Raw genomic sequence first — 13,369 nt, forward strand, 5'->3', positions numbered from 1 at the left:
TCAGCTCGCTGAGATTTAGCGTGCTGTTTACAGTGGTCAATAGCGCGGAGGGCGACCCCGCAATGTACATCGACGGGCTAAGGGCGACGGTCTCCGTCGTCCCCACGTCGGGGCGCGTCCAATACATTGGAACTGGTCAGTTCGAGGGGCCGCATATTCTGCGTCGGCAACCGCATACCGGCAAACTAACCTCCTTGCTTAGAAACTGTTGCGAAATTAGTTAAACCAAGGCTTTAGACGCGTCCAGCAAATCAAGGCGCAAGCTAACGAGAGGAAAGCCTCGTGGATATGAGCGTAGCGTTCATAGCGAATCTTCAGCCGTCGAAACGAGTGAAGCCAGGCAATCGAGCGCTCGACTTGCCAACGCGTTTTGCCGAGTCTACTGCCATGGGGCGCGCCGATTTTTGCGAGCAAGGGCGTGATGCCACGTTCGCGCAAGCGCTGCCGATGTGGCTCGGAACTGTAACCCCGGTCGCCCTGAACGATTTGCGGCTTGTGCAGGGGACGCCCGCGCTTGCCCCGAATGTGTGGAATGGCCTGGACCAGTGCATCGAGCTGCGTAATGTCGTGGCGGTTTGCTCCGGTCAGGATGACCGCGAGCGGGATGCCTTGCGCGTCGACGATGAGGTGATGCTTGCTGCCGAGTTTGCGCCGGTCCGTGGGATTCGGGCCGGTTTTTTTTCCGCCAGCATGGCGCGAATTGACGAGCTGTCGACGATGGCACGCGTCAAATCGATTTCGCCTCGGCGGCGCAGTTCCGCCAGCAGCGTTTCGTGGATACGTTGCCAGACACCGGCCTGCTGCCATGCGACGAGCCGTCGCCAGCAGGCTGTGCCTGAGCCGTAACCCATTTCCTGCGGCAACAGGTTCCACGCAATGCCCGAGCGCAGCACGAACACGATGCCAGTCAGTACTGCCCGGTCTGGCGTCGGTTCGCGGCCCGCGTACTGGCGATTACGCGGTGCTCGCGCGGGCAGAAGCGGTTCGATAAGTGACCACAATTCGTCGTCTATGAGTTCTTTAGGCATTGCTTCCTGTCAGGCAAAACAAGACAGGAAGTTAACACCAAGTCAGAAAAGTTAACAGACCCTAAACTTAATTTCGCAACAGCTTCTAAGTTGTCGTTTGGCTGACAAACCCGAGAAAGCCAGACTGCTTGCCCTCGGGTGGCCATGCATCTTGGCATAAAGCTTCTGAAGTCGACTATGCTTATTGCATCGAGCTGTCGACGGCCGAGACGCTCGCTCGGTACTCTTCACGTAGAATTCGCAGACGGTTCTCAGCTCCCTTGGCTCTTCAGCTCGCTACTTTTACTCGATGATTTCGTTCCAGCAGGCAGTCAGTCTCCGCGAGATAGAAGCCGCATACGGCGAAGCTGGCCACGACCCGGTTTTGCGGATTCCACTTGCGCTCCGCTACGGCGGCGCGGTTGGTGTCCCTTCCGCGCTCATGCAGTACGTCGCGACATGGTCACGTCACCAGGCAAACTCGGCACTTCGGCTGTACGGGAATGCCGAAAATAGTTCAATTGAGGCGTTGGCGCAAGAGCCTCATGGCTTGGTGTCTACCTATTTCTCCGGCTCTGTTGAAGTGCCGGGGCTTGAACCGCTTACTACTCGCGAAGCGCTGTCCTTTGGCGTTGGCAGAATACAGGCAATGCAGGAGAGCCGCTTCCGAGAGACCATGCATGGTAGAGGGGTCTTCCTTTGTTGCTTCGCAAGGGCGAAAAACGAATACCTGCTTCCCTTTTATACCCGGCCAAGTCCGAACGCATTGCGTTCACGGGCTGACTTCGTCCGGCTCACATCAAGGATAATGACTGCGTGCGCCCCGTCTGCTGAATGGATAGCTTCCGAGGAAGATGTCACAGCGATTGGGACGTTGATTTACGAGCTCTTCAAGAACACCGATGAGCATGCGACGCTCGACGAGGAAGGAAAGCCATACGCTAGGAATGTGCGAGCACTCATGGCCAAGTTCATTGCGTATGACCGTGATTCCCATCAGGAGCAGGTGGTCGCAGACGACCCGACATTCAGCGATTACCTCGCAGAAAATTCCGCAACTTATGCGTCTGCCACTGTGGGACAGGTTTCTCATCTTCGACGAAAGTCGTTTCTCGAATTGACGGTGCTTGACACCGGACCTGGTTTGGTTCGGCGGTGGTTGTCACGCTATGGAAAAGATGGAGAAGGGGAGCTAACGCTTGACGAAGAAGTTGACATCGTGAAGCGCTGTTTCGCATTGCACGCGACAACGAAAGACACGAACGCAAGCGGCGGCGGACTGACGTATGTGCTCAAGACATTAAGCGAATTAAATGCTTATCTGAGGTTACGGACAGGGAGAATTTGCCTAGTGCAAGATTTCTCAAACTCAGAGTTCGGGAAGTTCGAGCCAATGCATTGGCTTGAAGAGCGGAGGCAACTCAGTCACACCGCCGGCGCTGCATATTCCATCGTCATCCCCCTGACGGCGGTGCAGCGATGAAGGGCTTTTTCGGATTCGATTGGGCGCTAGAGAGCAATTCACCGATTCGGAACTTCCATTTCCTCTTCAAGCCACCTGGAACCTTCAATGTAGCGAACTTGGCCGATGCTATTGAGGCAGGGTTGCAAGGCGTCAATCCACCCGATGTTGTAGCAATCATCTGCGAGACAGAAGAAGCCTCTGAAGTCTTGAAAGCGTTCGACCAACAGTTGCTCGAGCAGGCTGCCAACCGTACATCAACCAAAGTGGGTCTTTGCGTCTGCTCTTTCGGGCCTGATGGCACCATACGTTTAGTATCAGAGCTTCGCAACCCGGTAGTCGGTCTCAGACAGCTGCTTCGTGGTCAGACGCCAGCAATTCGAAACGCCGGTCTCGAGGTATTGTTCTCGGCTCCGCACGTCTCGGTCGTCGCGCCACCTGGCTTCACGTTTGTAAAACCATCTCAAAAGCGGTCGACCCATTTTTTGAGAGCCGAAGAGGCGCTGACCGAGGTTGAGGGAGTCCAGTTTCTCGCATTTGCTCTCCTCGAGAAGCTTCGCGAACGCTCGCTGGAAGTCGGGGCGCAATTCGATGTGATTTTCGTCGACACGATGGGAATCGCGGCCGTGGCGTACGCTATACGGGAGATTTACTGCGCTATATATGAAGTCCCTAAACCTCGGGTGGTAACGTTTCATTCGCATGACGGGATTGACAAGATAGACGCGCCGCTCTACGGCACGTCGTTTACGCTCATCTCCGCGTCTTCGTCGATGAACCTAGAGCGAGACTGGAAGAAGAAGGTAAAGTGTCATCCGACCGAGGTAGTCACGCTTCTAACGTTGCGTGACGCTGCTGATTGCGAGAATGCCCTCTATGCACTTCCAGTTCCAGATGGGCTCGACAACAATCAGCATCACAAGCACCTGAAAGACCTACCTATAGTGGGCGAGCGTTTCGCCCCAGAAGAACTGCTACCTAAGCCGGTCTTGCTCAGAAAGAAGGAGCATCGACTGGAAGCGGTTTCCGATTTCTGTAAGTCTTTCGGTCTCAACGGAGCGCTAGCTATACAGGCTCGCGGACCGATTCCCACGTCTAAGGTTCGTCCGCTTTACCTCGACGGACGAGCGCTGATGCGCGACAACGAATTCGTCAAGTTTGTTGAAAAGGTACTGTGCCAGCAAACGGCTGCTTCGGTGAGTACCATCGTTTACCAGAACGACGACGCCTCGCTTCAGATTGCCCAGCATTGCGCAAAGAGGCTCCAGGATGTCATGAAGCGCGTATCCCCGCTTCGACTTATAAGTGATGCCAGCATTGAGTCGAGGAGTGCTAAACCAGATTCTGCAGGCGGCCTTCTAGTAGTTGCCGCGGTGGTCGGACGTGGCACACGACTGTTATCGATAAGCCGCGACTTACGTGATATCCATCACGGCGCGCGAACGTACCTCGTAGGAACACAGATTGCGGAGACCGCTGCGCAGCTCAATGCCCTTCTGCCAAACCTGAAGCACTCTGCTTTCAGGGCGGAAATTAACATTAGGCGATACATGGGCATCGCTGTTGGACCCGGAATCGGCGACTCTTTCGAAGAAGAAGGGCGGTTGCTTCAAAACATTCAGAAGCATTTCGGGGGTGCTTTTTTCGCACGCTTGGACGGGCTCACCGGTTCCTCGCAAGGATTGGGGAATTCGGTCTTCTTGCCGTTCGACGACGGCCTTGCAACATCAATGCGGCTACGTCTCGATTTCGCATTTTGGGGTAATTTCTATGCCGAGACAGATGAAACGAACGCTGCCGTATTGGCGACAGCCGGAGCACTCCTGCAAAACGCGCGGGAGGCAAAGTTTCCGAACGAGAATCTCCGCCTCGCTACCGACGCGTTTCAGCAAGTCATCCTTAGCCCAGAGAACTTCACGCGCTACAACGATGGAGTGATTCAAGCTGCGTTTCTGCGATGTGCGCGGCCGAGCGAGCTGGACTATTCCCGTGAGGGAAGCTCCAGCCAGTTCATGCTCGACTTGCTCACAAACATCTTCGAACAACACAACCGAAGGCAGGGGGAGGCAGCGTGTGAGTTCGCATTTGCCCTATACACGAGAAAACTGCGCCTTCAGCAGCATCACCTTGACGAATTGCGGACTCGACTCAAGCCGAAACTGCAGGGGGACACGCGCAAGCTTCAATTGCTCCGTATTCTGTTCGGGTTCGAAGTTATGCCTTCAAGCACTTCGCTTCCCGATGATTTCTGAATTGTCCGGTCACATAAGGTAGCTTTTGGAGGCAACCGACGTTGAGAACCCATGCAAAGGCAGCCTTAAATCGCAGCGGCTGCCAAAGTCCCGAGATTCTACGCGACGCTACCCGTAGCTGCTGGGGCTTGTTTTACCATCTTAGACTCCGGATGCTTATCGACAAGGCGAGGTGTCCAGTGGTTACCCTCGACGGCACGCATCGCCAATTCTACCGACACGCCCGACTCGATAGTCGCAGGGCCAACCACGTGAATCCTGACTGCTGGACATGACACCTCCAGGCCAAAAGGACCATAGCTACGGCCATAGATTTCCAGGTCAATGTGGTGTTTCAGCGTCATTGCCTGCGGCGCCTGATTTGCAAGGATAGCCTTCAACGGCATGGCTTGGTTGGACGACGCCGCGAAAAAGTTGACTTCGGTCTCCGTGGACGTTTCGAGGTCAATCACGTCGAGTAGCCAGGCCATGTCACATTGGAGGAGCAGTACGTCGCTGATATCCGCCGGCAGCGCGAGATTTAGGTCGAAGAAATCATCAAGTCGCCGAATAATTGCGATTTCATCGAAAAGGGCGCGCAGTGGCCGAAATGTTTCACTTCCATCGAAAAGTCCCGTCCCGAATTCAGACTCGAGGCCTTCATGCGTGAATAGGATTCGAACTTGAGTCGGCGATGCAAGAAGCTGGACAATGTGATGCAGACGGGAGAAATGGGGTAACCGGCGAACCGGCTTGCTCGCCCACTGCTGGGTATCGATGTTAAACGTGAAATCGGTTAAAGCGCCCGAATAGTCGGCGGTCAGGATTGCCGTGAGCATTCCGCCGAACGCCGTACCTTGCAGCCTCGCACCTTTGTTGCCTTGGGTGCCGTTACCGATAAACTCGATGTACAGCGGCGAGCCTGTCCCCTCCGCTAGCACAACTGTCATCGTGACCGGACGTGGGGTTGACGATAGCTGCCAGCGAGTGGCGGCTGCCTCATCTGTCTTAAACAGCGGGGAGCCTTCCATCCGAAGGTCCCCGCCATCCAGCACCAAGTGGCCGCCATAGTTGAAAAAATCGCGTAGAGCCTGGACTTTGCGCTCTTTGTCCTCGGCGGTGACTATGAGTTGGGCGTCAACGGTCTCCTTTGCCGTGACCTCGTATATGGGACCCGACTCTCCCATACGCACGCCGACCTTGAAGCGCGGGTCAATTCGCTCCTGACGCGCCGACTCCCGACTGCAAAACACGTCCACCGCTCGCTTGATTGCGGTGGGGCTCGTCAGTGCAGACAACTCGCTGCCAGGTGGTTTTCCGGCTCTTATGTTTGCCACCCACTCAGCGTCCGCCTTGAGGCGGAGCAAATCTGCCACCGAATACGCATCGGAGTCGCGGTCGATGATGTCCGCGCAGGTGGCGCAGGCCCACACACCATTTTTAATGCCTTTGCGCTCGGCCGGTGTTTGGTTCTTCTCATAACGCGGACCGTTCTTTGCAGCAGCCTTGATGTGCGCCGCCTTGCCCACTGAAAATCTCTTGTCCGTCGTCCCGGTCTTTGGCCCCAAAGTCGGCGCGTCGCAGACCGAGCAATGGAAGTTGACACGCTCGGCGAGCATCTGCTTCACCGCCCGACTGAAGTCGTCTCTTGCGTTTGTTCCCATCTGGCTCCCGCGGCCCATGCACATGATTGTGGCAACATTTTAGCGCTGTCAGCGGTCGGCGTTATGGAGCCAAAGCAGGGTCGGCGTAATCGGGCCACCTGATGGTCGGCACAATGGAGCCAGTCCAGGGTCGGCGTAATGGAGTCACCCGAAGGTCGGCGTAAAGGAGCCAGTCCGCCGCCGGAGGTCGATGTGAATGAGATTTTGTTCAGGCCGCCCCGTCAGGAAGGTCAGGTATCGAGGGGGCCCGGTTTACCGCGTGGTTTGGAACGCGTATGGCGCAAGGAAGATTCGGCCTGCCTGAAGCTATTCCGAAGAGCGGCACATGCTAATCCACCAGCATATTCGCAATCCGACCGTAGGTGATTACGGCCCATCCGGTGATCAGAGCCAGCGGCACGCTGGCGAGCAGACCAAGCGTGATCGGCCAGAAAACCGGGTAGACCGGCGCTGGCACATCAATCTCCAGCCCACCAATGCTGATGCGAAAACTGATTGCCACGTATAAAGCGGTGAGACCCACTTCGCCGAGACTAAGCAGCAGCGCCACAAGCCGGAAGGTTAGTTTTGCGGCTTGTGTACCAAGAGGCATGAACATCATGGCTGGGATGAAGATAGCCGCCAGCAAGACAAGCAGGATTAAATTATGCGTCTGTAGCGCCGCCAGCAGCGATGGCACGCTGTTGCAATAGGGCAAGGCCAGAAATGCACTGAACGCGATATAGCAGATGATGAACAGGTACGGCAGGCTCAGCAACCCGGCTGCGGCAGAGGCTGGTGCTTGTGCCAGGCGGGCCGGCGTGAAAATGGACCGCAGGATCCTGGTACGGTCATCGGCGCTTGCAACCACAGGGGCGGTCGGCTGTGCGGCGCGAAGGGCAGTTCTCCCACCAATGCCGGCGGCAAGGCAGAATGGCAGCACGGCGCGCAAAGGGGAAAATGCAAGCAGCAGAAACGTGCCAAGCCAGAGTAACGCGGCGCAGACGGCAAGAGTGGGCTGGCGAGCGCGGCAGGCGGCGATGAAAGGCAGCAGCAAGGCGACGGCCATCGGTGTTGTCCGCGGTGGCGTTCCGTTCTTATGGGTCGCCGCGCCACCATCGATGCCGGGCATGGGCTCCCATGTTTCTATCGGTGCCTCTGGGTCCAACCAGTGCATCGAGAACAGAGCGCGCGCAACAATATACAGACCCGGCGTGGCCAAAATACTGACTGGTGCCGTGAGAAACAGAGTCGTGTCACCACTCAAGCCCGCGTGGAAATCCAGGAGCAGAATGATCATGAGTGGGACATGCAGGATCAGGAGCGCCCAAAGCAGGATGCGATAGCCGCGCAGCGCGATCATTGCCCGCCCGTCGAGAAACTGTAGCGGGTAGCAGCAATAGATGAAGCCCAGGAGCACACCTAGCATCGGCGCCAGACTACCGGCGGCGGCATGCGTCGCCTGGGCGATCAGTCCGCCAGTTGCGCCGAGGTCCGTGATGATCAGGCAGAAAAAAATCAGGTTGAGGCCGCCGATGCCAGTGGGCAAGGTTGAAAGTTCCACCGGCTTTCCCCCGCGCGCCGGCGCCGAGGGGGAAGGACTGAGTCGTTGTCTTGTCATGATCCGGGATTAACTTGCATGCTTTAGTTTCCAGACTGTTGAAAGAGGTGAGACCCCTCGCAGGGGGTAAGGCCAGTTACCTTTTTCCGGCTCCGATTGGGCGCGTATGCCATTTACGAGTCGCGGGAGCGGCCTTCAGGTGTGTCATCGTGCCAGGCATCACGGGCAGATTGCTCGACCGCGCGCTGTCCCATACGGCAGTATGCAATGGAAGTTTACTGACTTTATTCCGCAGCAGCATCGCCAGACTTCGGTCTCGTCACTTTATGACGGACTTTATTCTCCCGGATCAGAGCGGTGGGTATGACAGGAATTAAAAGCGTCAACAAAAGCAGACCGACAGTCGCGCGCGGCCGGTTCGGACGCCGTCCGCGCGGCGGCTTCGTTTGATTTCAATGTCCACGAGCGAGCAGGTTGTTCACCGAGGTGACGCCGTCCACCGCGTTCGCGCTCTGTTCGGCCAGCGCGACCTGCTGGCGCTCAGGTACCCATCCGATCAGCGTGACTTGTCCTGATCGTGCGAAGACGAATACGTGAGACGTACCGACGCCGCTGTGCGCAAAGGCGACGCGGACGTTATGGGCGAGTTGCTGGTCGGCTGCCGTCGAACGGGTGTCGGCATGAACCGCGGGCGAGATTGCACTGGAAATCAGCAATGCGAGTGTGGAAGCAATGGCAATTTTCACGATACCTCTCCTTACAGATAGGCAGATGTGCCGGCGGACTCCGGCAGCAAGTCTTCCGGTTCGACTCCAGCAGGAGCCGCGGAAGTGGGTGACAGAATCCCTATGCGCTTACTGCTCGCCCAACTCTATCGATGGAGCGTTCAGGGTTTGATCTGTCGGGTCGGTTGGCGAGTTTTTCTTGTCGCCCGGCGAAAAGCTTGCGCGTTCATCGTGTCGGAACGCGACGCTGGACTTAAGGGCGTGCCGCATGAGGCGACAGGGCCCCTTTGATGGGCCCGGAGGCCCCACCCCAGCTGTCTCTCAGGCTGGGATTCGTTGTCCAGCGTCCTGCTGGTTGATCATAGTCCCGAATGCCGGCGCGTGCTGGAGGCGCAAGAACAGCCGTCTGGTCGTCCCGCAAGCACGCATCCCCCGCGAGTTTTCGGGATTCCAAAAAAGGCGGATCAAAAAAATCCCGGCATACGCACGTCAAGCTGAATGCGGGTCGTTGCATTTGTGCAACGCCCAGATTTGATTCACACCCGCACGCGAACGGTTCGACGCGTCTCGATACATGCCAGAGAGGCGACGCATGCGCTTCGTGCAGTTTTTCAGTGAATGGATTCAAGCGGATTTGCCAGGCAGGTGACCACGACGTCATGGTCACGAAGCGCGTGCTACTTCGCCATTGAATCGCGCGCAACAGCTATGAATAACAGCGTTTTCCCTGACACGGAAGATCGATACGCAGCGCAACGGCGGTCCCTATAATCGCCTCGAAATGTGAAGCAGACATTTCAGCAAAGCGGGGAATGTGCGGAGTCAGTACATGTCCTGAGCGGCTCGGAGACGCCAAAGTTAATATAGGATATCTAATGAAAAAAACGGTTCTTGCTTTGTCCATGATGGCAGCCGCGACGGCGGCCCAGGCGCAGAGCAGCGTCACACTATACGGTCGTATCGATAACGGCTTTCAGTTCGAGTCCGGTATTCCAGGCGGCCACGCGTGGAGCGCCGAGAGCGGCGACTGGGGTTGCTCGTGGTTCGGCCTGGAAGGTGCTGAAGATCTGGGCGGCGGCACAAAGGCGGTCTTCCAGCTGGAAGGGCAACTGAACACGATGACGGGCGCTTCGGCGGGCAACCTGTTTGGCCGTCACGCTACTATCGGCTTCACCAATGACCATTACGGTCTGTTCAAGGTGGGTAACCTCGGTGCCGGCGAACTGTCACAAGACAGTTGGGGCACGGACCCGCAGCTGATGCAGCGTTACGCCATTTCGACGCTGGTGCGCGGACGGAACTGGGCAAGTGCCAGCAACGGCGCGGAATATGACTCGCCCGTCCTGTTCGGCGGCCTTGTCTTCAAAGGACAATATTCGCTCACGAACAACACGAGCTGGAACTCGGCGCCGGTTAACGCCGCAGGTGTTCCCACCGGCCAGGGCCGTACCGATGCTGTCGAAGGTATCTACACGTTCGGCAGCGGCCACGTCCGCGTGATTTATGACGAAGTCCGTGGCGCCAATGGTTCTTTCAACAACGTCTATGCGGCCTCACGTTCGATCCTGGCTGGCGGCACGTATGTCATTGGCCCTGTGAGGCTGTACGCTGGCTACCAGCATCTGAGCGCGCCCGATGCGACCAACGCGAGCATCGGCGTCAGCAATGCATCGCAGCCGGCTGGTGTGAGCGCGCCTACCGCCGTCAATCATGAGTGGCTGGGTGCGGCGTGGCAGGTGAGTGATGCCACGGCGATTACCGGTGCGGTATTCCACGCGAACGCGAACAACGGCAACGGCAACGCAACGCTGTTCACGCTCGGTGCGACGTACGCCCTGTCCAAGCGTACGTTCCTCTACACGGAAGCGGGCTACGTGCATAACAGCTCGACGTCGAATATCAACCTCGGCAACGGCCCGTACGGCAACAACAACTTTGACCCGTCGACCGGCACGTCGTCCAACAGCAACCCGGACTACGGTCACAGTCAGACGGGCGTCTTCGCCGGCATCATGACGATGTTCTAGGCTGTTGCGTTGTTGCCTGACCGGCAATCGTAGTGATCTCTGTGTTTCCAGTACTGCTTATATCTCTTTCGTAGAGAGGCCGGTGCGACGCTTCCTCCACCCTCGTCGCACTGGCTGTTTTTTCAGCAGCCCCATCCCGGTATGGGTAATGGCTCAGGGTTTTTACGCGTTTGAAAGCGCTTTCAAGAACAGTATTCTGCGAATCATGATCGAAGATGGCGCCAACCCACCTAATGTGACACTCGAGGAAATCGCGCGGGCAGCCGGCGTTTCTCCCAGTACGGTGTCGCGCATCCTGAACGGCACGGCGCGCGTAATGCCCGCGAAGCAAAGGGCGGTGGAGCAGGCTATCGCGCGGTTCAACTATCGGCCGAACGTGCTTGCGCGCAGCCTCGCGAGCGGGAAGACCGACACCATCGGCGTGCTGACGCAAACCGTGTCCAGTCCGTTTTACGCGGAGTGGCTGCGCGGTATCGAAGACGGGCTCTCCGAGCCGGGTTTTACACCGCTTTTCGTCAGTAGCCGCTGGAGCGTAAAGGATGAAATGTCGCGCATGGAGCAGTTCATCGCGCGCCGCGTCGACGGCATCATCATGCTGCATTCGCAACTCGACGAGCCATCCCTGATCGACTACTCACGGCATGCACCCGTGCTCGTGCTCGGACGCTCGCTGCAAATCAGTGCCTCCCTTGCGAGCTTGCCGTTCGATAACCTGCAAGGCGCGCGTGATGCTACCCGGCATCTGATCGAGCAAGGCCATCGCGAGATTGCTTTCATCGCCGGGCCGCCAACTCACGCGGATGCGATCGAGCGCCTGGACGGTTACCGGACGGCGCTCGAGGAAGCGGGTATCGGCTTTGACGCCGATCGCGTCGAGCAGGGCGACTACCTCGAGACAGGCGGACTGGCGGCCATGGAGCGGCTGTTTGCGCGCGGCCCGTCGTTCAGTGCGGTCTTCTGTGCGAATGACCAGACTGCCTATGGCGCGCGTCTCACGCTGTTTCGCCGTGGGCTGCGCGTGCCGGAGGACATCTCGCTGGTCGGTTTCGACGATTTGCCCACCTCGTCGTATATGACGCCGCCGCTGACGACGGTCCGCCAGCCTACCTATGAGATCGGCCGCCTTGCCGCTCAAGGGATCGTGCAGATGATCCGCAAGGAGCCGGTCGCCCTGGACTCCATCCCACTTACGCTCATGACCCGGGAAACCACACGGCGGATCGTGCGGTCATCCAGACCGGGAGACTCGCCCCTCTAGCCGCAACGCGGCTCCAGGGCCTGTGACACCCTGCGGGGCGTTTTTTTACCGCGCCATGAAAGCGCTTTCAAACGATAAAGAGCAGCAAACAGGTAGTCATCAAACCGCAAGAAAAAGCAGAAGAAGCAACCACGAAGTAACCGACAGCAATCTACAAACGGTTCAACAGGAGACGATTGATGAAATTTCGCTTTTCAGGGCCCGCCGCCGCAGTTCTGCTCAGCCTGGCAGCCGCCAGCGCGCATGCCAACACCACGTTGACGGTCGCGGTCTTTCCGAAGCTGGATCAGGAAATCAAGGACGCGCTTCCCGCATGGAAGAAGCTCCATCCTGATGTCGACATCAAGGTGTCGGCGCTGGCGATCGCCGACCATCACAACGCGATGACCACCGCGCTCGCGACCAGCTCCGACCTGCCCGATGTGATGGCGGTCGAGGTCGGCTTTATCGGAAGGTTCGCGGCGGGCGGCGGCCTGGAAGACCTGTCGAAGCCGCCGTACAACGCGGGCCAGTACAAGAGCCAGTTCATTCGCTATACCTTCGCGCAAGCCACCACGCAGGACGGCGTGATCGTCGGCATGCCGGCGGATATCGGGCCGGGCACGCTGTTCTACCGCAAGGACATCCTCGACAAGGCGGGCGTCACCGAAGCCGATCTGAACAAATCGTGGGACTCGTATCTCGCCGCTGGACAGAAGATCAAGAAGGCCACGGGCGCGTACCTGATGGCGTCGTCGCGCGACATCGAAGATATCTACATTCGTGCTGATCTGAAGGAGGGCGACGGGGTGTACTTCGACAAGGCCGGCAACCCGGTCGTCACGTCGGAGCGCTTCGTCAAGGCATTCCAGCTCGCGAAAAAGGCGCGCGAACTCGGTCTCGACGCGAAGATCACGCCGTGGTCGAACGAATGGGCCGAGAGCTTCCGGCGCGGCACCGTTGCCACGCAGATGATGGGTGCATGGCTCGGCGGCCACCTGTCATCGTGGATCGCGCCGGACACGAAGGGTCTGTGGCGCGCGGCCAATCTGCCGAACAACGCGTACGCCTCTTTCGGCGGCACGTTCTACTCCATTCCGGTGAAGGCGACCCAGAAGGCGATGTCGTGGGAGTTCATCAAATTCCTGACGACGCGAAAAGACACCCAGCTCGCCTCGTTCCGCTCGATCGATGCGTTCCCGGCGCTGCTCGCGGCCCAGGACGATCCGTTCTTTGCTGAGCCTGTCGCGTTCCTCGGCAATGAAAAGGCGCGCCTGATCTGGCGCGACGCAGCCTCCCATATTCCGTCGATCCAGCGCAGCAAATACGACCAGGTGGCCGAGGAAGCGGTCCACTCGGCGCTCGACAAGGTGGTCGACGACAACGAGGACATCGGGACGGCGCTCAAGCAGGCGCAGGACGAGATCACGCATCGCCTCCGGCGTTGAGGAAACAGCACGGCGCTGCCCGCACCGT

9 protein-coding genes are annotated in these 13,369 nt (G+C 58.1%); 5 read left to right on the forward strand and 4 right to left on the reverse strand.

Annotation, left to right across the window (positions count from 1 at the left end):
* Window positions 1-216 precede the first annotated feature (216 nt).
* Window positions 217-1,028 (reverse strand): IS5 family transposase gene (locus tag BLV45_RS19375; RefSeq protein WP_090535581.1). Its coding sequence is split into 2 segments (ribosomal slippage): window positions 217-689 and window positions 689-1,028, totalling 813 coding nucleotides; the frame shifts between segments, so codons are not numbered across the junction.
* A 289-nt stretch (window positions 1,029-1,317) separates the two neighbouring features.
* Between BLV45_RS19375 and BLV45_RS19380 the strand changes: the two genes are divergently transcribed.
* Together BLV45_RS19380 and BLV45_RS19385 are read left to right on the forward strand one after the other, a co-directional pair.
* On the forward strand, window positions 1,318-2,490 hold the full coding sequence (locus BLV45_RS19380; RefSeq protein ID WP_090535582.1) for a hypothetical protein: 1,173 nt from the start codon (window positions 1,318-1,320) through the stop codon (window positions 2,488-2,490).
* Entirely contained in the window at window positions 2,487-4,721 is a 2,235-nt protein-coding gene (locus BLV45_RS19385) for a hypothetical protein (protein WP_090535583.1), read from the forward strand. Before BLV45_RS19380 ends, BLV45_RS19385 begins: the two co-directional genes overlap by 4 nt.
* A 98-nt stretch (window positions 4,722-4,819) precedes the next feature.
* On the opposite strand, the gene BLV45_RS19390 is transcribed toward BLV45_RS19385, so the two are convergent.
* The 3 genes from BLV45_RS19390 to BLV45_RS19400 all read right to left on the reverse strand — a co-directional run bounded on the left by BLV45_RS19390 (window position 4,820) and on the right by BLV45_RS19400 (window position 8,650).
* Window positions 4,820-6,364, reverse strand: a complete 1,545-nt coding sequence (locus tag BLV45_RS19390; protein ID WP_143130455.1) for a hypothetical protein — start codon at window positions 6,362-6,364, stop codon at window positions 4,820-4,822.
* A 328-nt stretch (window positions 6,365-6,692) separates the two neighbouring features.
* Window positions 6,693-7,907, reverse strand: a complete 1,215-nt coding sequence (locus tag BLV45_RS19395; protein WP_218133548.1) for a hypothetical protein — start codon at window positions 7,905-7,907, stop codon at window positions 6,693-6,695.
* Between the two features lie 449 nt (window positions 7,908-8,356).
* A complete protein-coding gene (locus tag BLV45_RS19400; protein ID WP_090535586.1) occupies window positions 8,357-8,650 on the reverse strand; it encodes a BON domain-containing protein in 294 nt (97 codons plus the stop codon).
* Between the two features lie 854 nt (window positions 8,651-9,504).
* On the opposite strand from BLV45_RS19400, the gene BLV45_RS19405 reads away from it, so the two are divergent.
* The 3 genes from BLV45_RS19405 (at window position 9,505) to BLV45_RS19415 (ending at window position 13,341) form a co-directional block, all read left to right on the forward strand.
* Window positions 9,505-10,656, forward strand: coding sequence for a porin (locus tag BLV45_RS19405; RefSeq protein ID WP_090535587.1), 1,152 nt, complete (start codon window positions 9,505-9,507; stop codon window positions 10,654-10,656).
* Between the two features lie 205 nt (window positions 10,657-10,861).
* Window positions 10,862-11,914 carry a LacI family DNA-binding transcriptional regulator gene (locus BLV45_RS19410; RefSeq protein ID WP_090535690.1) on the forward strand — a complete coding sequence of 351 codons (1,053 nt, stop codon included), beginning with the start codon at window positions 10,862-10,864 and terminating at the stop codon, window positions 11,912-11,914.
* A gap of 179 nt (window positions 11,915-12,093) precedes the next feature.
* Complete coding sequence (locus BLV45_RS19415; RefSeq protein ID WP_090535588.1) at window positions 12,094-13,341, forward strand: ABC transporter substrate-binding protein; 1,248 nt, start codon at window positions 12,094-12,096, stop codon at window positions 13,339-13,341.
* Window positions 13,342-13,369 lie beyond the last annotated feature (28 nt).

The sequence above is a fragment of the Paraburkholderia sartisoli genome (assembly GCF_900107685.1).
Lineage (GTDB): Bacteria > Pseudomonadota > Gammaproteobacteria > Burkholderiales > Burkholderiaceae > Paraburkholderia > Paraburkholderia sartisoli.

Coding starts and splice junctions, on each gene's coding strand:
- BLV45_RS19415 (WP_090535588.1), top strand. CDS start 12,094: ATGAAATTTCGCTTTTCAGGGCCCGCCGCCGCAGTTCTGCTCAGCCTG.
- BLV45_RS19405 (WP_090535587.1), top strand. CDS start 9,505: ATGAAAAAAACGGTTCTTGCTTTGTCCATGATGGCAGCCGCGACGGCG.
- BLV45_RS19390 (WP_143130455.1), bottom strand. CDS start 6,364: ATGGGAACAAACGCAAGAGACGACTTCAGTCGGGCGGTGAAGCAGATG.
- BLV45_RS19385 (WP_090535583.1), top strand. CDS start 2,487: ATGAAGGGCTTTTTCGGATTCGATTGGGCGCTAGAGAGCAATTCACCG.
- BLV45_RS19410 (WP_090535690.1), top strand. CDS start 10,862: ATGATCGAAGATGGCGCCAACCCACCTAATGTGACACTCGAGGAAATC.
- BLV45_RS19380 (WP_090535582.1), top strand. CDS start 1,318: ATGATTTCGTTCCAGCAGGCAGTCAGTCTCCGCGAGATAGAAGCCGCA.